This window comes from Aliivibrio sifiae, from assembly GCF_002954705.1.
GTDB lineage: Bacteria > Pseudomonadota > Gammaproteobacteria > Enterobacterales > Vibrionaceae > Aliivibrio > Aliivibrio sifiae_A.
In genome coordinates, this window is sequence record NZ_MSCO01000002.1 from 1,151,150 (window position 1) to 1,177,204 (window position 26,055).

11 protein-coding genes are annotated in these 26,055 nt (G+C 40.9%); 6 read left to right on the plus strand and 5 right to left on the minus strand.

What is annotated here, in order from left to right; translation table 11 throughout:
- The 5 genes from BTO22_RS16155 to BTO22_RS16175 all read left to right on the plus strand — a co-directional run bounded on the left by BTO22_RS16155 (position 1) and on the right by BTO22_RS16175 (position 9,271).
- Positions 1 to 1,338, plus strand: coding sequence for a heavy metal sensor histidine kinase (locus BTO22_RS16155; protein WP_105056354.1), 1,338 nt, complete (start codon positions 1 to 3; stop codon positions 1,336 to 1,338).
- 387 nt (positions 1,339 to 1,725) lie between these two features.
- A complete protein-coding gene (locus tag BTO22_RS16160) occupies positions 1,726 to 3,273 on the plus strand; it encodes a pyridoxal phosphate-dependent decarboxylase family protein (RefSeq protein WP_105056355.1) in 1,548 nt (515 codons plus the stop codon).
- A 17-nt stretch (positions 3,274 to 3,290) separates the two neighbouring features.
- On the plus strand, positions 3,291 to 4,616 hold the full coding sequence (locus BTO22_RS16165) for a lysine N(6)-hydroxylase/L-ornithine N(5)-oxygenase family protein (RefSeq protein ID WP_105056356.1): 1,326 nt from the start codon (positions 3,291 to 3,293) through the stop codon (positions 4,614 to 4,616).
- 12 nt (positions 4,617 to 4,628) lie between these two features.
- Positions 4,629 to 7,088, plus strand: coding sequence for a GNAT family N-acetyltransferase (locus BTO22_RS16170; protein WP_105056357.1), 2,460 nt, complete (start codon positions 4,629 to 4,631; stop codon positions 7,086 to 7,088).
- A gap of 23 nt (positions 7,089 to 7,111) precedes the next feature.
- Complete coding sequence (locus BTO22_RS16175) at positions 7,112 to 9,271, plus strand: TonB-dependent siderophore receptor (protein ID WP_105056358.1); 2,160 nt, start codon at positions 7,112 to 7,114, stop codon at positions 9,269 to 9,271.
- 118 nt (positions 9,272 to 9,389) lie between these two features.
- On the opposite strand, the gene BTO22_RS16180 is transcribed toward BTO22_RS16175, so the two are convergent.
- The 4 genes from BTO22_RS16180 to BTO22_RS16195 form a co-directional block, all read right to left on the minus strand.
- Entirely contained in the window at positions 9,390 to 10,436 is a 1,047-nt protein-coding gene (locus BTO22_RS16180) for an ion channel (RefSeq protein ID WP_105056359.1), read from the minus strand.
- An 81-nt stretch (positions 10,437 to 10,517) separates the two neighbouring features.
- The gene (locus BTO22_RS16185; protein WP_105056360.1) at positions 10,518 to 11,678 is read right to left on the minus strand and encodes a glyceraldehyde-3-phosphate dehydrogenase; all 1,161 of its coding nucleotides are present in this window, start codon (positions 11,676 to 11,678) and stop codon (positions 10,518 to 10,520) included.
- Positions 11,679 to 11,780: 102 nt separating this feature from the next.
- A complete protein-coding gene (locus tag BTO22_RS16190; protein ID WP_105056361.1) occupies positions 11,781 to 12,263 on the minus strand; it encodes a methylated-DNA--[protein]-cysteine S-methyltransferase in 483 nt (160 codons plus the stop codon).
- A gap of 18 nt (positions 12,264 to 12,281) precedes the next feature.
- On the minus strand, positions 12,282 to 12,575 hold the full coding sequence (locus BTO22_RS16195) for an ArsR/SmtB family transcription factor (protein WP_105056362.1): 294 nt from the start codon (positions 12,573 to 12,575) through the stop codon (positions 12,282 to 12,284).
- 107 nt (positions 12,576 to 12,682) lie between these two features.
- Between BTO22_RS16195 and BTO22_RS16200 the strand changes: the two genes are divergently transcribed.
- Entirely contained in the window at positions 12,683 to 13,603 is a 921-nt protein-coding gene (locus BTO22_RS16200) for a permease (RefSeq protein WP_105056363.1), read from the plus strand.
- 104 nt (positions 13,604 to 13,707) lie between these two features.
- Here BTO22_RS16200 and rtxA read toward each other — a convergent pair whose 3' ends face one another.
- On the minus strand, positions 13,708 to 26,046 hold the full coding sequence (rtxA, locus tag BTO22_RS20435; RefSeq protein WP_105056364.1) for an MARTX multifunctional-autoprocessing repeats-in-toxin holotoxin RtxA: 12,339 nt from the start codon (positions 26,044 to 26,046) through the stop codon (positions 13,708 to 13,710).
- Between the last annotated feature and the right edge of the window lie 9 nt (positions 26,047 to 26,055).

Sequence of the window (26,055 nt, forward strand, 5' to 3'; positions counted from 1 at the left end):
ATGAAAAAGCATTATCTTTCAATGAAATTGAAGCTCACACTGATGTTTTTTGCAACCTCGGTGTTTGTTTTTATCAGTTTAGGTTTTACTATTCAATATCTAGTTCAATCCCATTTTTATGAAGAAGACCTTCGGTTAATCGATTCTAATCGCACTTCTATTTTTGTATTATTAGAGAATACAAACATTAGCAGCTCCGAGATTTTTGCCTCATTAAAAAGCCGAGGAATATATATTTGGCTTGAAAAAAATGACGCTACTCTCAATCAAAATACCAATATAATTCCTAATGACAGTGCATTTATACAATCCAAAAAAATGAATGAATGGCGTTATAATGACGGTACATTTCGAACGCTGTATTATCCATTAAATAATGACAATTATATCGGGTTTCTAATGGGTATTAATATTGACCACCACATTAGATTTAATAAAAGGCTCAATGGTATTTTGATGTGGTCTATCGGTATTGCGAGCCTGCTTTCTTTTCTTTATAGCTTTATGATTGTAAATATGGGGTTTAAACCACTTCAATCTTTGCAAGACCGAATTAAACAAGTACAGCCGAATAAACTAAACATTCGACTTTCTGATGCTAGCTTACCTAATGAGCTGATTGAGTTTGCAAAGATACAAAACCAAATGCTTGAACGATTAGAGCTTGGGTTTGAGCGATTAAGTGATTTTTCATCTGACATTGCTCATGAGTTAAAAACACCGTTGGCTAACATTGTCACTCAAACGCACGTTACCCTCTCTCAACCAAGAGCTCCTCATGAGTATCAAGAGATATTATCATCCAATCTAGAAGAACTAGAGCGTATTAATAAAACCATAAACGACACTCTTTATCTGGCAAAATCAGAGAATGACTTATTATTAAAAGATAATGTCCAATTAAATCTGAATGAATTATTTATGCCGATTGTTGAGTATTACAGCATTGTTTCGGAAGAGTCCGGTAACACTATCTACCTTTCAGGCGAAGGGACGCTATTTGGTGATAAATCGATGTTCCAACGTGTAGCGAACAACTTATTATCAAACGCAATTCGTCATGCCGAGCCACACAGCTCAATCTATATTGATATCAAAGACACTGTAGATGAAGTGGCAATATCTATTTCAAATACTGGGGATTGCATCTCACCAAAAGATCTTCCATTTATTTTTGAACGCTTCTATCGAGCAGATAAATCTAGACAACATGTAAGCAGCTCAGGTGCTGGGCTTGGTCTTTCTATCGTCCGAGCAATAGTGAACGCTCACAACGGTAATATTACTGTTCAATCTTCTAATCGAAAAACAGTATTTACCTCCGTATTTTACAAATGACCAATGATATAAAAATCTAATTAACCATATATTATTTGATCAAGCCAAAATAAAAACATAACTTGTCATTATTCTTAATAAAAATATATATTCTTATCATCATCTCCTCACAAAATTCAATCTTAGTATTGATATAACCCCTATATTTATCTATTAATTAAAAATATATAAAAAAAATAATCTCTTTTAAAATAAGCTCAAGCCTTATTCTAACTAGGTAGAAGATAAATTTAAGTAAAACCACAAAATAATAATGGCAATGATAACTATTCCCATTTGTACTTTATCATGATAGATTCCTGTCACTCTAAAAAATAGAGATAAATGTTATATCTCAGTTAATTACATGAGATTTCATTCGACATTGATAAATGCATAGAGAAAAGTATGGATTCTAACTATTTTGAAAAAAACGCCAATGATGACCATTGTTTTGAGAAAAATAACGATTTAAATAATATGGATTTCTTTAATTCCAGCTCTTTAGATCGTTATAAACACATAACAGAACTCGGCCTCAATACACTTATTAAAACATTAAATTCAACATCTCATCCTAACTCTGGAATCTCACCAATAGAGCTAAAGGAATCTTTTAATAAAATAGATTTAGATTCGCCTCTAATTAATATTAATGATGTTATTAACGAACTTGATGACCTCTACCTGAAGCATGCCGTCTATTTCCATCATAAAGATTACTTAGCCCATTTAAATTGTCCTGTATTATTAACATCGTTATTAGCAGAACAAATCAGTAGTGCAATTAATACCGCTGTAGAAACATGGGATCAAAGTGCTGGTGGAACTTTCATTGAACAGAAAGTAATAGATTGGCTTGCATACCGTATAGGTTATTTAAAATCCGCAGATGGTGTATTTACCACGGGTGGCACACAATCTAATTTAATGGCATTACTACTGGCTAGAGAGCAATGCAGCGCGAAACTTAATGATGCGCAGAAAAAATCATTACACGCCAATACCAACAAGTTTCGTATTCTTTGTTCTGAATACAGCCATTATAGTATTCAAAAAGCGGCATTCGTTTTAGGCTTAGGTCAAGATGCAGTGGTGAGTATTCCAAGTAATAAACAACGCCAAATGGACCCCGAAGCATTGTCATCAACATTAAATTCATTGGTAGAACAAGAGTTAATTCCAATCGCTGTCGTTGCTACCGCAGGCACAACCGATTTTGGTTCTATCGATCCTATTGAAGATATTGCTTCTCTTTGCCAGCAATATCAGTGCTGGTTGCATGTAGATGCTGCATACGGTGGTGTACTATTGATTTCTAATCAATTTCCTCACTTACTCAACAGCATCGAAAAAGCGGATTCTGTTAGTATCGACTTTCATAAATCATTCTTCCAACCTTTATGTTGTTCAGCCCTTGTAGTAAGTAATGGTAAATCACTTTCTCACCTTACCTATCATGCTGATTACCTTAACCCAAAACACCAAGCGGATAATGGTATTCCAGATCTTGCTAATAAAAGCCTACAAACATCACGTCGATTCGACGCTTTAAAGATTTGGCTCACTTTACGAGCTTGTGGGCCTGAAGCCATCGGAAAACTGTTTGATGACTTAATCCTCAATACTAAAGCTGTCTACCAAGGCGTCCAACATCTAACTGATATTGAATTTGCCCAAGAACCACAGCTAACTACGCTAGTCTTTAGGTTTGTCGATCATCGCCTAACCCCAACCGAACAAGACACCTGTAACAAGGCAATTCGAGAGACGCTTTCTAAATCAAGAAGAGCATTAATTGCAGCAACCGTAGTTCAAGGTAGTCAATATCTAAAGACAACAATGCTAAATCCTCAAACTCCCATTGAAAGCATCATTGAGGTATTTGAGGTCATTAATGCTTATGGTCACTCAATCGCCGAGCAACTTCTCACTAACGTAAAACAAAGTGCCTAACTATAAAAGGATATACAATGAACAAAACAATATATGATATTTTAGGTGTTGGTATTGGGCCATTTAATCTTAGCCTTGCCGCCCTATCATCCTCTATTTCTGATTGTAAAAGCATTTTTCTTGATGCACGTAGTCGCTTCAATTGGCACCCAGGGATGATGCTTGAAGGAACAAGATTACAGACACCTTTTATGTCTGATCTCGTCACCATGGCTGACCCAACCAATGAATACAGTTTTCTTAACTATTCAAAGTTAAATGGTCACCTTTATCCTTTTTATATAAGAGAAAACTTCTTTTTAGTAAGAAAAGAGTATAACCAATATTGCCAATGGGCTTGTAACCGCTTATCAAACCTAAAGTTTAATAGTTGCGTTACTATGATCAGTTATGACGAAAATGAAGCACTATATTGTGTACAAACACAAGATACCTTACTTAACCGTGAAGAAACTTACTACTGCCATCATTTGGTTTTAGGGACAGGAACACAACCTTACCTACCTGACTTTTGTAATGAGAAGGAGCATGAAGTTATCCATTCAGCTAATTACCTAATGCATAAAGCTGAATTGAAAAAATCTACGTGCATTACTGTTGTCGGGAGTGGCCAAAGTGCCGCTGAAATTTTCTATGATTTATTAACCGATATTGATATAGAAAAATACCGCCTTCGCTGGTTAACTCGTTCTCCCAGATTCTTTCCACTAGAGTACACAAAACTCACATTAGAAATGACGTCTCCGGAATATATTGACTATTTCCATCAACTTGAACCAGAACAACGCCGAGCCTTAATTAAAAAGCAAAAACACTTATATAAAGGCATTAACGCCGATTTAATTAATGATATTTATGATCTTTTATATATTAAACGGTTATCACATGATTGTGCTGTCGAGATGATGACGAACATATCAGTTAACGCTTTATCACACGAAAAATCACACGTAATACTTAAATGCCAACATAGTGAAACTCACAATAATTTCCAATTAGAAAGTGAACATATTGTGATGGCAACAGGTTATGAATATCAATTGCCTCAATTTTTGGATGGCATTAGTAGCCATTTACGCTTTGATTCACATGGAGAACTTGATGTTCAGCGAAACTACAGCGTTGATAGAAACAACAAAATCTTCGTACAAAACGTTGGATTACATACTCATGGACTTACTTCCCCTGACCTTGGAATGGTGTGCTATAGAAACGCCACAATTTTAAATCAGGTACTTGGCAGAACCCACTATAAAGTAGAAAAATCCATCGCCTTTCAGCAATTCTCTCCTCCAAATTGCGAAAGTCATTTATATAACGCAACCACTGAAGACTCACTCTAAAAAGAGATAACGATGACAAATTTAGTAACTAAGGCTCAATGCAGCTTTACGGATCGTTACGCGCTAAAAAAAAGAAAAACAATCAACATCTCTGAATTTGAATTCAGAAATTACAATGAAGACACCGATTTTAACGTTATAAATCAGTGGCTATCTCTGAGTTACTCAAAATATTGGGGAATGAATGATCTTTCCACAAAAGCACGTAAAGCAGAACTAAAAAACACAGACCATAAATTTGGATTGGTGGGGATAAAACACGGAAAAATACTCTTTTATACAGAATTATATCATCCAGAAAAAGACGAAATAGGTGGGCACTACCCTGTACACGAAGGAGACTGTGGCATGCACCTAATTATCGCTCCTGTTGATATACCAGAGCATGGTTTAAGTCAAAAAGTCATTACCGCAATCTCGTCATTAATTTTAGAACACTTGTCTTTTACAAGACTTGTTGTTGAACCTGATATTAACAACGAAAAAGTGCATCGTTTAAATCATTCCGTTGGCATCGAATACAGCCAAATCGTTCCACTTATTAGCAAAACTGCAAAGTTAGGTTTTGCGACTAAATATCAATTTTTACAATCACAAGGGAAAGTATCTCCAATGAAAAACAGCAATAAAAAGCCATCACTATCTCTCGCCACTTCTCATTTAACGGCTGAATATTGGCAAAAAGCAAATCAACACTTAATCGCAAAAATGATCACAGAGTTAAGCCATGAGCAAATCATCACTCCTCAAAAATTAGACGACGAATCAAATACAGAAGTCGCCTCTTGGCACATCACGTTCAATTTAGACTCAGGAACATCAGAATACCTCTTCCGCGCTCGTCAATATCAACTTGATCATTTATTGGTTGAACCGCAATCAATATGCTGCACCAAGGATGATAAACCTCAACCACTTGATGCCATCTCTTTTATTCTTTCTTGTCGCCATCTTCTCGAGATCACGGATGCATTATTACCTACATATTTAGAGGAGATCACCAGCACCCTTTACAGCAAAGCTTATAAGCTAATGCATCAACATAAAACCGCTGACCAATTAGCAACAGCAAGTTATCAAGAAATTGAAGCTGCCATGACTGAGGGGCACCCAGTCTTTATTGCCAATAACGGCAGGATTGGCTTTGATATGTTGGATCATGTTGAATTTTCACCAGAAAGTGGGCAACCATTAAACTTACAATGGATTGCGGTACTGCGTGAGAAAACAAGCTTCGCAGCCATCGAATCACTAAATTACGACACGCTCATTTTTGATGAGTTAGGGGAATCACAGCTGAATGCATTTAATCAACAACTCTCCCTGCTGGGGCTTGAACCATCACATTATTACTTAATGCCTATCCACCCATGGCAATGGAGAGAAAAAGTATCACGTATCTTCGCGGCTGATATTGCTAACCAATATTTAGTACCGCTAGGCACCACAGAGGATAAATATCAAGCGCAGCAATCTATTCGAACCTTTTTTAATCTGTCATCGCCAGAAAAGTGCTATGTAAAAACAGCCTTATCCATTTTAAACATGGGGTTCATGCGTGGCTTATCTCCGTATTACATGAGTCGAACGCCAGCGATCAATACGTTCATTGCAAACCTTATTGAAGATGACCCTTACTTTACTAAAAAGCAGTTTTTTGTTCTTAAAGAAATCGCAGCAATTGGGTATCACCACGACTATTATGAGCAAGCCACTCAAACAGATAGCCCTTATAAAAAAATGCTTTCTTCTTTATGGCGCGAAAGCCCATACGCACCAGATCAACATGGCAATGTACTGGTAAAAAAACAGCAAAAACTAATGACAATGGCAGCACTGCTACATATTGATGAGCAGGGTAAAAGTTTAATTTCAGCATTAATGGCTGATTCTCCACTTTCTGATCACCAATGGCTCAAACAATACATGGATCTTTACCTACACCCCCTTCTGCACAGTTTTTTTGCTTATGATCTTGTCTTTATGCCACACGGTGAAAACTTAATTTTAGTCCTTGAAGATAACGTTCCAGTAAAAATAATAATGAAAGATATCGGAGAAGAAGTTGCCATTCTCAATGGTGAAAAAACACTGCCAAGTGACATGACTTGCTTAGCGGTTGAATTGGAAGAACCGATGAAGCTTAATTATATCTTACTCGATATTTTTGATTGTATTTTCCGTTTTATCGCTCCATTACTTGATCAACAAACTGAGGTTTCGGAGTCTGACTTCTGGGAGATAGTTTCAAATTCAGTCAAAGATTACCAACAAGAACATCCACAATTTAATGCTAAATATCAACGTTACGATCTTTATTGCAGCACGTTTGCACGTACTTGCCTAAATAGAATTCAGTTAAACAATAATCAGCAAATGATTGATCTTGAAGATAGAGAAAAAAACTTACGTTTTGCTGAGGATATTGCAAACCCTCTCGCTCTATTTGCTGAGACTCATCGCATTACTTAGTCCACTGACTTTTAGGCCAAACAATGAAACATAATAAAAGAACAGTATCAACGACGATCCCAGCACAGTCACTCATTTATGGTTTTTCTTGTGTTTTCGCTTTACCAGTAATAGCTGAAGACAGCGACACAATGGAAGTCATGACGATTACCGCTCACAAACAAGATATCGCAAACTACAAGACAGGAGAAACCTCTACCTCAACAGGAATGGATTTATCCTACTTAGAAACTCCACAATCAGTCACATCAGTCAGTGAAGAAGCAATGAAAGAGCAGCAACTCAATAGTGTTGTTGATGTAATGAATAGTGTATCAAGTGTTTATGCTCGCCCTATGGACAACGATAGGTATACCGTATCAGCACGTGGTGTAGACATCAGTACTATTCTTTACGACGGTGTCCCAATAACTTATGACACCCGCTTTAATTACGGTGATAACTTAATGGACACCGCTATTTATGAGCGTATAGAAGTTGTGCGCGGTGCCAATGGTTTAATGATTGGTGCTGGGGAACCCTCAGCATCTATCAACCTCATAAGAAAACGTCCTACTCATGATTTTAATGCCAACGTTAGCGTAGGTACGGGATCTTGGAATTTAAAACGAGGTGTTGTTGATATCTCTGGCAGTGTGAATCGCGATGAAAATATCAGAGCTCGTCTTGTTGCTGTTCACCAAGAGCGTGACTCCTACTTAGACAGATATGAACAAAAAAGAAGTACATTGTACGGGGTCATTGAGGCTGATTTAACCAATGACACCTTATTAACAATCGGAGCTGATTATCAGAATAACGAACCAAAAGGAACTATGGCAGGGGGGCTTCCTCTGTTTAATAGTGATGGTACAAGAACAAATTACAGCACCTCAGCAACGACGGCGCCCGACTGGGCATCAGCCAAAACAAAGTCATTAAATTCTTTTGTGAGCCTTGAGCATAACTTCAATCAAGATTGGTCATTAAAAGGAACTTATACCTATGGCAATAATGAGCTAGATTTTAATTATTTATGGCCAACGGGATTCCCCGACCCAGATACGAATCAAGGCATGATTCCTGGGACAATTAATTATATTGATGGAAGTCGAAAAATTAATAACCTCAACCTTGCCCTCAACGGTTATTTTTCTTTATTTGGGCAAGAACATCAAATGATCGCAGGTTTTAACAACCAAAAAATGACATTTGAGAATACTTATTATAAGGGACTAAACCCGCAATCTGATATTGGTGATTTTACTGACCCTAATTGGTCTTACCCTCAACCAGAATGGAGCAAAGAAAAAAGTTGGGAATCAACGGGAGAAACAACACAACAAGGGTTTTATATCACCTCTCAAATCAATGTCACAGAACAATGGTCTTTAGTGCTTGGTGGGCGATTGAGTAATTGGGAAACAGACATGAATGACTTTGGAAGCATTCATCAAAATAAAATCAGCAATGAATTTACCTCATTCCTTGGTACTACCTATGCAATAACCCCAGCACTTGCTTTATATGCAAGTTATTCTGATATTTTCACTCCACAAAACGTAAAAGGTAAAAATAATACCTACCTTGATCCAATTGAAGGAAAAAACTATGAGACAGGAATTAAAGCGAGTCTTTTAGATGAGCAATTAAACCTATCTCTCAATAGGTTCAATACCCTACAAGATAATTTAGGCATCAAAACTGATGAAACAGATCCAAACACAAATATGCCTATTTATCGTGGCGTTGACGGAACCGAAACCAAGGGGGTTGAGTTTGAAACCAATGGTGCTATTACTAACAATTGGAACGTAATGCTTGGTTACACCTATTTCAAAACAACAGATCAACAAGGAAATAGACTCAAAACAGATGTTCCTAATAAACAATTAAAACTATTTACGACGTATGAACTAGATGGTGTTTTACAAGGACTTAAACTTGGCGGTGGTGCTCGTTGGTATGGCAGTATTTATAAGGAGGTAAGCGGTATTCCTAATATAGGAGATACTACAGTGAAACAAGACAGCTATGCTATATACGACCTAATGATGAGCTATGAAATAAATAAACACTTTAACGTAAATGCAAATGTGAAAAACCTTCTTGATAAACAGTATTACAGTCAAATGGGGATTTATAACCAATATCATGCAGGAGAGCCTCGCAACATGAGCGTTAACCTTAACTACCAATTTTAAGATCTGAATTTTTCATTAAGTTACTATTAACATTTAATTGGACCACCCTGCCTTGCGGTAGGGTGACGACCATAATTATATTTAAATGCTTAGTCTTTTGCTTTTTATTTATAAATCACTAATTACCCGTAATTCGTTTCCAATCAAGATCAATAATTCGTTCATCAGCAATGTAATAAATCATATCACCAGACAACAGCACGGTATCTAAACTTGGGTTAATTTTGCAGCCTGTATTCTTTGTCTGAATAGCAATAATAATGGCTTCATATTGCGCTTTGAATGGTGAGTATACTGATTCAATCGTAAACGCATCAACACCACTTGGCACTTCAATCGAATATTGAGTTTGACCTTCATGAGCACTAACTAACTCAGAATGAATAAAACTAGAGCCTTTATCCATAACGGATTTAGCGACCAACTCTGTAGAAAGAGAAGATATACATTCTGAATTTGGACAATACTTATGTAATAAATCACGCTTAATTGGATCTTCAAAATGAGCCACTAAATGTGCATCACTGTTTTGCTCGGCAACAAACAAGCTTACCGTAAGTGTTACGTCATCTAAATCAGTATCCACAATCACAGCACTGGCTTTTGAGAGATTTGAGCGTTCCATTTCTATGGCATCAGTAAATGAATTAACACGTACAAAATGAACATCTGAATCAAATGGCGACTCTTCATATTCGCAAGAGACCACCACCACCTCACGACGACCTTGTTCTTCACGTTTTAACATTTCGAGCAAATGAGAGGTTCTCGCACTATTGATGCCAATAACGATAATGTGATTTTCTAAGTTCAAATTTTGTTTCCCTCTTCTATTTGTTCGCCAAAAATCGGTAAAAAACACTGCGGCTCGACCTACAGATAATGCAAATAATCCCACACCACATGGGATAATAAACAACCCTGAAAAAAGACGGCCATGATCGCTTGTTGGACTCAGATCGCCATATCCCACCGTACTACTCGTTGTCACTAAGTAATAAAAGAAATTAGCAACATTCTCTGTTAAATGCAGTTCATTTGTCAGTAATAATCCAGCCCAACTAAGTAATACATAACAAGAAATTAAAAGCATTAACGTATATGCATTTATTGCCATAAAATGCTTATTTACTAGATTAGTAAGAACTTTAATAATGGCGTGCATGTCGTCCTCTATTGTGTACTTCTTGGATAAATTTCATCGTATCGTTAAATCCTTATCTCTGAAATACGAAAATCAAATAAACTAAAACCCCGTCCCAACTTGAAAGTATAGAGCGTTATCTTCCTCGCTTTTTGCCACATCAATTCCAGCTCGCATTCCATAGCGACGCGCAATTAAATAGCGAAAACCTGCACCATACGCATAATGATTATCTTGTGAAAACAGAGGGGTTTCTGTATCAGTCGCTGAACCTACCCCACCAAAAATTGACGTTGACCAACGAGAAGTGAATTGCCACGTTAATTGAGACTCAATCGTTGCTGTCACCTCTCCTTGATAGCGGTTACGAGCAATTCCTCTCATGTCTATATCTGGATAAGCTGATGGGGGTAACGCTCTTTCATCAGTGGTGATCCCTTTAAAACTTCCTTTAACACCAACATTCCATTCCTTGTTTATCGGGAAATAATGCTTACCGTTAAGTGAAATCAGCTCAAAATCATAATCACTGCCAATAACGTCATTAAACACATTATATTCTGCGACATAATTTCCCCCCTCGGTAGGGTATAAGAAACTATTTTGGGTATCGTATTCTGCGATCAATCCTAAGCCAGAGACATTCGGTGTTAAATTTAACCATTTGGCGGCAATTTCATTGAGATATTTACGATTATTCACGCTTAATTCAGGACGAATAAAGGTTTGTGTTATTCCTAGAAAAAGAGGGGTATCCTTAATTCTAAATTGGAGTTTTTGCATCGCCCCTCCACCTTTCATATTCATTTCAAATCCGTTTGATGATTGTGCATAAGAACCATAAAAGTTCATATTCATATCACCATAGAACATACCTCCCATATAACGAATATGATCTTTATTCCACGAACGTCTGTGGCCAATAAACATCGCTTTTGTGCCATTTTCAGTAGTAAAGCCACCGGCAACGGTAATCGCAGGGGTTAATAATTGAGCCCCACCATCGACCGATTTTTCTGCCATGCTTTTCCGTTTTAATTTTTGCTCTTCAGATTCATGTAAGAAAACGCCCATAAAGCCACCACCATAACCCAATGCGGGCTCAGTAATAACAATAGGTACAGGCAGAAAACCATAAGCATTTTCCGCAAGGTATTCCCCCATGTCTAATTGACCATCTAAGGGATCAAAAAAACTCACTGCGATAGCTGAGCAACTTACCGACATAAGAAAGGAAATGCAGATGGCACGACACTTTGACATAACTTCCCTTTTAAATAACAAATAGACTCCCTTTCTATTTATAGACCATTTTTTACTTTAACTAATCTTCTTTATTTTAACGATGATAGGTTAAACAAAAAATTAAACTGTGTTGTGTTTTTTCTCAAGCGCTAATAATGCTTGTTTAATGTCTAATCCCCCAGCATAACCCGTTAAACTGCCATTTTTACCAATCACTCGATGACATGGCACAATAATAGAGATTGGATTTTTACCATTAGCGCCACCTACCGCTTGAGACCCCTTTGGATTTCCTACCGCAATCGCAAGATCTTTGTAACACCAGGTTTCACCATAAGGAATCGTAGTTAGCGCTTTCCATACTTTGTTTTGAAACTCAGTACCACTTGCAGCAAGCGGAATAGAAAACTCACTACGTTTACCGGAAAAATACTCTTGTAGCTGAGTAACGGTTAATTTCAGTATAGGATGATCATCTGCTTGTGTTCCAAAATCACTAAGCTCTCTAGTATGACTCTCATACCATACCCCTAACAGCCCATCATCATTCGCATTAACAGTAACAAGACCTATCGGACTTTTAAATTGTGTATACACATTCATTTTATCATTCCTTATGATTTAACACGTTTCGTCAAAACAACACTCATCTTGTAAAAAACCTATTACGGAAGTTAGGTTCTCATATTCTGCCACACAAAAAAGAATCCTTCCTTCTCGACGCTGAGAGACGAGCCCTGCAGAGACTAAACCTGAAAGATGATGAGAAAGTGTTGAGCCCGGAATGCCTAATTGTTCTTGAATAGAACCAACAGCAGCCCCTTGATGCCCCGCTCTTACTACCTGTTTAAAAATGGCTAAACGTGTGGGATGCCCTAATTCTTTCAATGCTTTAGCAATAACTTCAATATCCATGATTACATACTCTTAAAAACTATATTTCGATATTACTAGAAATAACTTGATCACGCCAATAATTACGAGTATATTTCGACTATTCCAGAAATATAGAGATTTAAATTATGTTTACAATTACACAAGATATGGTGATGGACACCTTAAATATGTTCGCTTTCTTAGCGGCTGAATTAACCGTATTGTTCCTTTTAATTAGTTACCTTGTTGGTGTATTGCAGGAGTACATTCCACCAGCGAAGATCCAAAGTATTCTTAGTGGTAAAAACGGCAGAGGTTACATCGTTGCTGGTTTGCTAGGCGCAATAACGCCATTCTGCTCATGCTCAACCATTCCTTTCCTGAAGGGGCTACTACGAGCTAAAGCCGGTTTTGGTACAATGATGGTGTTCTTGTTTGCAAGCCCATTATTAAACCCAATCATTATTGGTCTATTCGCTGTCACGTTTGGACTGAAAGTAACTGTGTTCTACTTTGCTATCGCAATGGGTGTTTCCGTTATTGCTGGCTACACGTTAGAAAAATTAGGCTTTGAGAAATACGTAAAAGAAACTGCGTATATCGAACCTGAAGCAAAAGGTTGCGGCTCAACGTGTGGTGGTGCGAAAAAAGCACCAGAAAGTAAGTGGATGAAAATTTGGAAAAGCACATGGGCTGACTTTAAAAAAGTATTACCTTACTTAATTGGTGGTATTGCTCTTGGTTCAATGATTTATGGTTTCATGCCAACAGAATTTGTGGCAAAAATTGCAAGTGAAGATAATCCATTTGCTATCCCTGTAGCGGCTGTTATTGGTATCCCACTTTACATTCGTGCTGAAGCGGTTATCCCACTAAGTGCAGCACTAGCAGCAAAAGGAATAAGCCTTGGTGCAGTAATGGCGTTAATCATTGGCAGTGCTGGCGCAAGTTTAACCGAAGTGATTTTACTTAAATCTATCTTCAAAAACCAAATGATTGCGGCATTTCTAATAGTAATTTTAGGTATGGCAGTAAGTGCTGGTTATTTATATCAATTTATCTTTTAAACTAAAAAGCTGTTTACTGATAACAATGTCTAATCCTTGATATGAAAAAAGCCGTCTTCAAAAAGAAGGCGGCTTACATTATTGTTGAAATTTTAAATAATTAGTTAGGCAAAAGCTCTTTCCCCTTGAGACACATCAGACCATGCTGTTGTTATCGCTACACGAGATTGACTATTGAGATTGTCGATAAAACCATTGTCACCAACCTGGGGCTCAAAGCCACTCATGGCTTGCACCAGTGCATCAATCGCATTATCAGATAACGAAGTATATTCTCGTTCACCTTCAATATTTTTCTCACCCATCGCTATAACGACTTGTGCACGATTATCATTGAAATAACCATTGAAGGTTACAGAACCGATGTGTTCAAACTTCGCTTGGTCAGTATCGCTCACAGGATCACGCAAGATAGACAGTTTTAGATCATAGCCACTGCGTTCTAACCACAATTTCTGCCAGTCAATCCCATTGAAAACAATGTTGTCTTCGCTGCGAATGTCTTCAACGAGGTTGTCAATGACGTCACCACTTACAACAAAGCTATCTACACCAGTGCCGCCCTTAAAGGTATTTTGGAATCCACCAAGTACCATCATGTCACTTCCTTCTCCACCATTGAACTGGCTAAACTTAGAAAGCGCAGCAGCAATTAGGTGATCATCACCTTCGCCACCGTTGAGCACCGCGTTATAACCCATTAACTTAACAACATCATTGCCGCCACTAGCATTGATACGGTTGTAATTACCAAAGACATTGGCGAAGTCATTACCAGCCCCCAACTCAACTTGGTTAGTATTACCAATCGTAACTGAGTAGTCTTGGTCGCCGCCTGTATCAACACGGTTATAGTTACCAGATGTGACGACATAATCACGGCCAGTTCCAGTGTCAATCTCGCCACCTTCACCAAAGACAAACGACTCATCATCACCCCCGCCCAAGAACACGTGATTGATTCGTCCAGCAACGACGGCAGTATCATTTCCTTCGCCACCGAACATCATATTTTCACGTCCCATTAGCACGCCCATATCATTGCCTTCACCGCCGGTAAAGATATTAGATGTTCCTGTTGCATAGTAGACATCATCACCTCGACCACCCCAGAAGTTATTGTTATCTCCTAGATACGCGCCGAGATCTTTACCATCACCACCCCAATTGAAGTTGTAATTACCTAAAGAAACGTTGATGTCTCCATCGCCTTGCAAATGGCCGCTATTACGAAGGAAATCAAATATTTTCTCCTTCATATTCAGTAGATCAGCCGTCAGGTTTTCTTTTAAGTTTTCCACCAGAGACTTCATTTCTGTTTGCTTATTTTCACTGAAAATAGTCGCAAACAAATTAGGTAGATTTAGCGAATTAAAACCAAATGCACGGTCTTCTTTAGCAGAACTATCTGCCGTTATTGCATCGCCGTTATCCTGAGCTCCAGTAACATTAGTGCCATTAACAGAAACGGATGAATTATCTTCTTCCTCTTCCGGTGCTTTTTCTTTCAAGCCGTGTGTTTCTGCGAACGTCTTAATACCGTCAGCACCCATATTGACGCCCGACTCTAGGCTGTCTAGCAACTTGGCTGGGTCAACGAAGGCTTGTAATTGATCGCCACTAAACTCACCAACAACTTCCAGCATTTCTTTTAGGATTGCGACACCATCTACTGATTCGCCTGTACGAGACACAATATGTCCTGCTGCTGTGTAATCCACACCGAAGATATCACCTAACGTCGTCTCTGTACCTACATCGGCAAGTTGGCCTAGGAGCTTGTTTTTTAACTGACGAGGAAGATCTTCGGGGCTGTAAGTAAACGTTGTTTTAGCTTGCCCCGTTGTAGAAAATTGTTGAGTCATAAGACCAAACAACGAACCCAAGTTGGTATCAAGAATCGACTGAATATTATCACCGAACATAAAGTTCCAGTTACCCGTCGTCACTTGAATATCAGCACCTTGGCCACCAACAGCAAAGTTAAACGTTAGCTTCTCATTCGCTTGACGGAACTTATCTGCACGACTCATTTTACTTGAGTCAGAGTTATCACTTCCGCCTAACCACTGGTTATATTGCTTGTTTAACGTCGCTTCAGCGTCATTTTTCAAGCCACGGCTACTGCGTTCATTTTGAGAATCCAAATCAACCAAGCTTGTGTAATCAACACTGCTACTCTGATCTAAGCCAGACATATCTTTAACGAACTTTTTAGCCCCAGATAATGTCCACTGCTGCTCTTGAGCGGCTAACCAATCTTGACCTTCACCTGAACTCGCTATGCTTTTTAACACACCGGAGATTCGAGAGGCGCCGTCAAACGGATTAACCAGAGGAGGCGTAGGAATTGATTTATCCATCATCACAATAAGATCGTTACTTTGCCCTAAATTGAAGCTCACGTTGCGATTACCGATGAACATCTGTGCGCCTTCTAGAGCTTGATACCCACCAATATCAAAGCTGTGTTTACTTTCCCCATCACCAACATGAACCATCACATTGTTGTCACCAAAAGCTAGAGATTTAAAGCCACCTGTACCTACTTTAATACCTACGTTCGAAGTACCCCAGTTAACCGCGGTAAACTCACCATCACCAACATTGACTTGAATATTGCCAGAATAGCTGAGCTTATTACTGCTACTATCAGATGAAGTGGATTCAGTCTCATTCTTACGTTTTTCTGGGGCATTAAACACCTCGCGATTATTGCCAATCGCACCGTTTTCCGAATCATCAACATCTCGAACACCCACGCGAGAAAGATTGATATCGCCTTCTGCTATGCCATTCCTGATACGCTCATCTTTTGTTGTCACTTCACCTTCTTCATTCCAACTAAGTGTGACTTTATTACTTTCAGCCTTCTGTACCCAATTACCATTTTCATCACGGGTATGTTTACGACCAGTGACATCAACTGCAATATCTGAGCTACGAACAGAAACATCGCTGCGAATACCATTCGTATCCATCGATTCAATAAACAGTCTTCCGAAGCCTTTCTGTTTATCATCACTGATTAACGAACAACCCACTACACTAATATGCTCAGGTTTAGTGTTCACATTTTCCGCTTCGCTAAACTCTTGATTGAATTTAGCCAGTTTCACGGCTAACTCATCGGCGCTGTAACCACTTAAATGCGTATTATTGTTTTCAGATTCATTTCGGCCATGCCCAACCAATTGCCAGCGTAATTTTCCAGATAACGTAGACGGGTCACCGTAAACCACACGATAGTTACCGTCTGAATCGAGTTGTACAACCACGCTGCTATCAGGGTGTTTTCCTGCTAGATTTTCCGCAGCTTTAGCAACCGAAGAATCATTCTCCATTTGAACAATTATTTGGCCATCAAAGCGAGTATCACCCCCATCAGATTGCGGAGATACAGCAATACGTTCCCAACGGTTAACGTCTTTGTTTTTAACCGTTTCATCCGAGCCATTTAAGCTCACTTGGAAATCAATCTTAGGTTTATTCACCGCAGTTGTGTCTGGTTTTGGTTCTTCACCGTCGCGAGAAAGATCGCTTTTGGTGCCTTTTAGTACTTCGCTTGCATCAGCTGATACGCGGTCTGCGTCAAACAAACCAGATACGATTTGTTCAGCGTATTGGCTCATTAAGCGATTACTCGCCTCGTGTCCATAGAAGGTTTGCTCACCGGTTACGTTAAAGCCAGATACCGCTAGCTTGGCACGAAGCTTCTCACCTTCACCGCCTAAACCTTCATTATCCGTTAAAAGCATGATCGGTGTATCTTTCGATAAACCTTTCAAGTTTTTCTCTACGGAGAACTGGCCATTAACCGCCTTAGACAAAGCTCCAACAATCCCTGCCGGATTCGCCACTTCATGTGCAGTGATCGCTTTGGTCATACTTGGCATTGGTCTATCCAATAACAAGCCAGAGACCGCTTGACCATTTTGTGCAGCAAAACGCGCGAGATCGGCGGCAATTGGACCGCCCATTGAGTAGCCGTGAATAATAATGTTACTTGGATCGATACCCTTATCATTCACGAGATACTTGAACATAGTGCGGGCATCTTGATAGAGACCTTTTTCACTCGGCCCACCATCACTTTCACCATACCCACGCATATTGACAGCCAACATATCAATATTTTGCTTGTGATAATGATTGCGAATTGCGCTCGCTTGCTCTTCTGAAGATGAACCAGAACCATGTAGAAATAACACTACTTTGCCATTTCTTTCATTATCTTTGCCTTCAGGTGCTTTAGCCCCCTGATGGAAGTAACCAGACAGGCGACCAGCTTCACCTTTTAGAGTCACTTTTTGAGATTCGCCTTTTTCGACGGCAAGCCCTAGTAATGTTTGGGTGATATCACCAACCTTACGACGAGCATCTTTAGTTCCGAACAATTCATTGTTTAGGAAACGAGTTAACGGACTTAGAGACTCTTTGTCTCGAGGTGGCGTACTATCATTTTCGATTGCAACTGTTTCACTCTGCTTATCTTTCCCAGATAGAAAATCAAGCTCTTCCGTTTCTTTACGATTCTGCTTTTTAACCGTAATTTCAAGCTGCGCTTCTTGCAGTGCTTGACCAAAGTTAAATAATTCTGTTGGAGTCCAAACACCAAACTTAGGTCGCCATGTATAACCTATTAACTTATCGGCACCACCAGCTTTAAGCACTTTCGCCACGGTACTCGAGCAATTTTTTGTTAGCAACTGGTAACGTGCATCAGGATCGTTACTTAAGCGATGCCATTCTGCTTGCATAGCTGAAGAGTCCAGACCTTCTAGGTTAATACGGAATACCCGACCTTGATCCGCTTCGCTCATTTGGAACGTTTCAATCTGCTCCAATGATCTTTCAGCAAATTGGCGAATCACATTCTCGATACGTTTTTCCATCATCGCGGGGTCGCTGGTTGCTTGCGCTTGTTTCTTTAATTCTTCAGAAAAACGGTTCGCAACGTCCGCCATTTCGTAACTGGTGTCATTCCACTGTTCAACAAAGACTTGAGACACATGTGGAGGAATACCTGCAGATTCCAACATATCCGGGTTCATCAATGCTGCCATTGCGTACGCTTCAGACACATCTTTAAAAGACGCATCAATACCTTTGACGGCCTTGAGTTTCTCGATAAAACGTTTCAGCTTCAGAGACCCATCTTTCAAGCCAAACTCATCGTTTTCTTCAGATGCCATATCATGTTCAAGCGTGCCATTTTGATGAGCAGGTTGACTCAAATCGCTCCAACGGAGCTTCAGATCCGGTTGGTCTTTTGTTGCTATATCGAAGAGGCGGCTAATATTGGATGACTTACTCCCCAAAGGCCACCAACTAACGTAATTTTTCTTGTTAGAATCAACAGCAGATTGACCTTCCAGTTGTGTTCTTCCTTGGCCAATTTGCAACGCAGCATGACCAAGAGAGCTGTGTTTACTTGGCTTCCAAATGAACATAGTACCGCTGACAGGAGAAAGATGTTGCTCAATCGCTTGGTGAACTTTGTTTAGTCCCGCGATATCAATGCCTTTACCATCCTTAGCCAATTCATTAGGCGAAAAATCAGTAAATACAGTATCCGCAATCACTTGACCATACTCTTTGCTTACAGTTGCTTTCACTTTTTCTATTGCCAAACTGCCACTGTCAAGCTTATTTACGTCCGTTAGATTTTCTTTACCTTTGGTAACCAGATCACCATTACTATCAACATACAAATGCTTATTTAATTTCAAGTTGGCATTTTCAAGCTGGCCATACAGATGACTAAAACTACCTTGTGCTTTAATTATGTTCTCAGAAACAGCAAGAACAGAGACTTCATCTACACGTGCATTTACTTGACTAAGTAACGAGTTAATAGCTTCAACTCGACCGGAATCTGGATGACCTAATACGTAACCTTCAGCCTGTTTTTGCAAGTTAACCAGTTTTTCTACTGACTCAAGTTCATAATCAGCATGCTCTAAAGTGCTCGCGTGATACTTAGCCAGAGCATCAATCACCTTCTGGTAACTTTCGCCGCGGACCTTACCGCTAACACTGGCGGTATCCAGAAGATCAGAAACAGACATAAGTTCCGTTTTTGCACTGTACTTCCACTCACCGTCTTCTTTTTCAGCAAGAACTCGAGTGTACCCTTTTTGGTGTGAGATCACCTTGTCATCGACTAGAAAGAGTTCACTTGGCAGTTGGTCGAAATTGTCAAAATTCGCTAGGATAAATCGTTCGATAGATTTTAACTTAGCTTTATCTTCTGGGTCATCGACAATGATTGTTTTGCTCTTATCATCAGTTCCCGGCCAAGAGCGCACCTCAAAGCCTACGTCGCTTTCTTGTATTAATAAGTTACGTTCAGTGCGAAGTGAATAAAACGGCAAAGAGTCACGCAACATATTGTCAATAGCGCTCAAGTTAACATCAAGGTCGACTAATGTATCTGCTTTGTACCCATCTGGATTATCGGCAAGAAGTGCGGCTTGTCGCTTAACATCTAAAGCATCAAAACGCATTTTGACCTTGATACCAGCGTCGGTCAGTCGATGACCAATGCTTTCTACAGACACGCCTTCGTATTCTGATACAGGTTTGTCAAGCAAACGAATTTCGCCAACTAAGCCTTCACGCTGCAATTGACGTAACGCCGGAAGCTCCACATTCCAGAAATAGTTCCCAAGACGCATGCCACCTTCCGCAATGACATACACATCATTTTGTGCAGCCGTCGCATAGACTGAACTCCAAAAACCTGTATTGCTGAACGTTGCTGCATCAATTGACGATTTCAATTGATTTTGCTCGGCGTTATCTGGGTCAAGGAACAGGCCGCCCCAACGCATTAAATGCTTGTTCAGGTCGATTGCAAATGCGTTGCCTTTAACATCGATGTCGTACACGACCTTTTTGCCATCAGTCTGGGCATTGTCGAGAACGTCTCGGTATTGCTTGAAGTTTTTACCAGACCAGAAAGAAACAATGCTTTTCTCTGCGTGTGGCGCTTCAAAACTATAACCATAGCTCTCAAGCTTAGTGAGAAACTCAACGCGTTTGTCCCAGTCGTAATCGAGCGTCGATTCAACAAACAACGTGGCTAATGCTTGTGCTTGATCTTTCGGTACTTGATTGTCGGTGTGTTCGATGTAACCGCTCAAAGATTGAATCATGCGCTGCTTGACTTCATCAGAAACATCAGCATCGACACGTTCAAAGCCAGGGACTGGTACATACTTGTCCGTCGCAACGTCATTATCGGTGTCTAACCAGCGATAGAGATTCGCCACTTTTTCTGCGCGAGCAGTGACAAGCGATTCAACAGAGTCATGCGAAGCTTCACCAAGCCCTACTAAATTCACCCCAGAAATGCGAACCTCTTTTCGAACCACATCCTGAGACGCAGTAGTGTCTACCACAATACTGTCAGCGTTTACTTCAGTGAACATTGAGGTGATGGTGCTACCACTGTTCTTACTGCGAATACCTGCGTTAATTTGCAGACGATTCACAGCGTTTGTCGCCCCTTCCAGCGCTTCCAGCTCTTGCTCGGTCAAGCCATCACTGAATCGACCATCAGCGTTTGTTTGACTGTCGGTGTTAACATGACTGCCCGTTTCGCCAGCCCCTTCCACGCGATGAGCGTTACCCGAAAGACCGCTGCCAGCCACGCTTTGACGGTCTGGACGATCGTATTCGTTTTGCTTTATTCCTTTCGCATCATCCTGTGCTTGATTGACAATATTTTCAGCATTCATCGCATCGAGATTGCCACGCGATTGCGCGTCGTTTGCTGCGCTGTGTGCGTCAGATTCGGCCTGTTTCGCGTCGTTAATTTTCGCCACAGCATCGACTAGAGCATCGGCAATGTCTTGCTCTACTCCTGCTCGATTTTGCTCACCTTTTGCGACACCTGCTTCAGGCTTCGCAACGGATTCTTTGACTTTGCTGTTATTGTCAGACTGCGTCTGCTTCGCCGCCGCCATCTTGTCATTGGCGAGCTGCTTAGCCTCGTCGAGCTGGCTTTGAACGCCATCTAGAAAACCACTGGCAAAATCGTTGCGCCATTGATCGCCTGACTCGCCAGTATGCGTTGCTTGGCCATCAAGCACATCAAGACCTTGCGCCAGTATCGTCAACTCGGCGGTCACGGCTTCCGATTCTTCTCTTACCGCCTCACGTTGAGCTTGACCATTATTTTCTAAGACTTGTTGGTCGGTCGACTCCAACTGACTTTGTGACCCCGCGACAGCATCGATCAGTTTCTGCTTTTCTTGTTCAAGACGTTGGCGATCCGCTTCTGCGCGCTCTTTATCTGATAGGGCATTCTGCGACGATTCCGATTTCGCCACGACATTATCTAGGATATAGCCCTGCCCATCATTGTGGCCTGTGCCTCTAAATTCGATTCGGTTACTGCCAGCATGTGCGGTCAATTTTAAGGTTTTTTGCTGCCAAGCAGAGGCATCACCAGACGATGAGAAGACGACTTCAGCGTTCCAAAGCACTTCAATGCCTTCGTTATTCGATAGACCTGCACGTTTTGCAAAATCAAAGCTCACTGCAATGACTTCACCTTCTGTAAGATCGGTCAAATCTTGATAAAGACTGGTATTGGTGTGGGTATCAAGCTCAGTGACTCGTGTGCCGTGGCCTTCGCCATACACGCCATACACGCTACCCGAGTAAGACGCTTCAACACCGTGTGTCGATTGCCAACCACTATCACCTTGTTCAAAATCACCATTCACAATCAGATTCGGAGCGTGATCAGAAGCGCCGTCAATGTTGAGGTCATTGTCCATCTCGTTGAGATCTGGGGTATCCACCTTAGTGACACTGCCTGTTAGGCTATCACCCAAGCCCGAGCCCACTTCTTCAATGGCATCCATTTGGAAACCATCCAGCTTGGTGATTTCTGGCGTTGCAATCGCACCACGACCGATGCGCGTCCCTAATGACGATGCTTCATTACCTTGAATCAAGTAATTAATCGCTTGGCTACCACCTACACCAAGTAATGATTGTTTGATGTTATCAAACAGTGCGAATAGCTTGTTGCTGCTGGTATTACTTGACGCAACCGCTAAACTGTAGAAATCTCCGTTACCAACTTTGACCGCCACGTTATTTTGTGCGTAAGAGGCATTGATGTTGAGACCGTCACCGAAGTGGATATTGGCGTTGGCTTTTCCTTTCATTACTGAGACATTGAGGCCATTACCCACTTTCGTGTTGAGATTGTATTTGCCCCAAGCCACGTTAACAGAAATACCAGTACCCACTTTGGTGTTGATGTTAGCATCACCGTAGGCAGCCGTAACACTCAAACCATCACCGTACGTGGTGGTGACATTGGCTTTGCCTTTCGCAACGGTAACCTGCATCCCATCACCAACTTTAGTAACGACGTTGCCTTTACTCCAAAGGGCATTGAAACTGTCACCATGACCCACTTGAGTCACAATGTTGGCTTCACCTTTTGCCAACACCACGTTGCGGCCATTACCCACTTTAGTAATAACGTTCGCTTTACCCCAAGCTCCAGTGTAGTCGTCGCCATTGCCCACATGAGTAATGATGTTGGCGTGACCAACCATTGCAGCAAGTGTGGTTCCATTACCCACTTTTGTTGCAACGTTGCCCTTGGCTAGCATCAGCGCCACTGACATGCCGTCACCAATGTGAGTGAAGACGTTAGCTTTTGCCACCATTAGGGCCAAAGCATCACCGTTGCCAACTTTGGTAAATACGTTACCCACGCCGCCCATCAGTGCCCAAGCATTCCCTTCACCCACCTGGGTGAAGATATTGCCCGCACCAATCATAGCTGCAATAGATGTTCCATCACCCACTTTGGTGAAAACGTTGCCTGCAGCACCCATCACACCAAGAGTTTGACCATCACCAACATGCGTCAGAACGTTGCCACCCCCAAGCATAATGCCTGTAGTGTCGCCGTTGCCCACCTTGGTTAGAATGTTCGCCCCACCAATCATGACGCCAGTTGTCGAGCCATCACCAACATGTGTAAGTACGTTAGCGCCTCCTCCCATAACGGCAAACGCATTGCCATTGCCTTTTTTGGTTAGGATGTTTGCACCACCAAGTGCGACTGCGGTCGTATTTGAGGCCGTATCATCACCGCTAATATGAGTAATGATATTGGCACCACCAAGCATACCCGCCGTTAGATCACCGTCACCCACTTTAGTCATGACATTCGCACCACCGACAAGTACAGAAGCAATATCACCCTTACCAACCTGCGTCATGACATTAAAGCCACCAACCGCTAACCACAACCCATTGCCAGATCCTATTTGGGTATGCGTGTTGTAGCCGCCTAGCATAGTCAAACGACTATTACCGTTACCTTTGTGAACTGAAATATTGCCATAAGCAAGTAAGTGAGCTAGGTACTCGCCGTCACCAATACGAACCAATACATTGACCGCGCCGCCTGCGTAGACATCCATTTTCCCTTGCTTGCTCTGATGGACTAATACGTTAGCCAAGCCAGCACCACGGAAGGTGAGATCGCCTTCATCGCCACTTTTAACAATAACGTTAGCCGCACCACCACCAATAAATTCAGTATCACCAAACTTAGAGCTGTGAAGGATAACGTTCGCAATACCTCCGCCATTAAAGTAGATATTACCGCGTGTGACATTGGATTTGATAACATTACCCCCTCCCATGCCAGTAAAGCGCACATCTCCTGAACTTTCACCACTATCAGCCGCGGATTTGATCAATGATTGTTCACTGTACTCATCGATATCTGCAACAATTTCGCTGCTACTTCTCATCGCATTCACACTGTACTGCAGATCACTCAAAGAGTAGCCACCAATGCCCATTGAGTGATATCCATTTGCAGACGAAATATCCTCATTGGCCAAATTTCCGGTGCAATTACCTTCTTTGTACCATGATCGAGCCAGGTACTTTAACTCGCCAGTTTCTGAATCATTCGCAAGTTCAACCTCGACAATTTTTGTATAAGAGCCAAGTGCTTTCGCATACACATACGTGTTTGGTTTTCTTTTTGACTTTACACCGTTTACATCAACGGTTGTGCCATCTTTATAAATGGCATGCCCCCCCATTTTTGCATCAGACAAAGTAACATCTTCTGCATCAATCAGTGCTCCATTAGCATAAGTGACCCACTCATATTCGGTAAGATTTTTTTCAACCGCATGAATCATTACAGCTTGCTGATGCTCAAGCTTAAGATCGGAAAGAGTGTAGCCTCCATTGATCGCATTGGACTTAAAACCACCCGAATAAGACACATCTAAATTAGCTAAACTTTCTAAATGATTGCCTTTCTTAAACCACGCTTCAGATAAATATTTGAGTTCCCCAGTTTCAGCATCGTTATAAAGACGAATTTTGTTGATTTTGGTATAGCTGCCATCAACGATGGCAAACAAATAGGTATTCGGTTCTTGTTGTGATTTTATCGCTTCAACAGAATGGAACTTATTGCCATTAGCAATTGATGTTCCATGCATCATCGCAGTGGTAAGTAGTACCTCATCGGCATTAGCATATTCAATACCTTGTGCATTGAAGTGATTACCAGATCCTTTTCGAGTTATTTCGTTATAAGCACCTGTTCCAGAAAAATGGATGTCACCATGCGCCACATCCGAGTAGAAGGTGTTGTAACCTCCAATACCCTCAAATCTAATATTTCCTCTCGTTTCTGCATAAATATCATCCGCTTGTCGCGTACGTTCAATGCGATTTGATGCACCCGCCCCCTGCAAAGTGATATCACCGACTTTACCTTTGCGAACGAGATGGTTATCGGCACCAGCACCACTGAAAGTGATATTACCCGTTTCCACTCGCGAGCTAATACTATTAGCTGCACCAACACCATCGAATGTCACATTACCGCGAGAGCCCTTATATTGATTAAACCAAGTTCGATCAAGCTTGTTACCAGCTCCCGCACCTGTGAAGGATAAGTTACCTTGATTTGTTTCATGCCATAGACTGTTGTAGCCACCAGCGCCACCAAATGTCACATTACCACTTAGACCTTTACGGGTTATCCCGTTATATGCAGCAGCACCGCCATAATTTACGTCACCTCGATTACCTAAATGGGCAATAGAAACTCCGCCAGCAGCACCAGCGAATGAGACATTTCCATCCCCACGTTTATTAATACCTACATACCCTGCAGTACCTTTTACATTGAGGTTACCAATAGAGTCTTCTACTCTTAGGTATGCCGCACCACCCACTACCGTATCATTGCCTTGACCAGTATAAACCGTCGCGCCAATTGAACCGACAGTGACATGGTCATCACCTCCACGAGCATGTATCTCTCCGCAAAAACCTATAGCAACAATATTATTGTTACCATCATTGGCGGAATAGTTCCCTGTAAAGAAGTATTCAACACTTCTCCAAAATGGTTTTCCCATAAAGTGTCA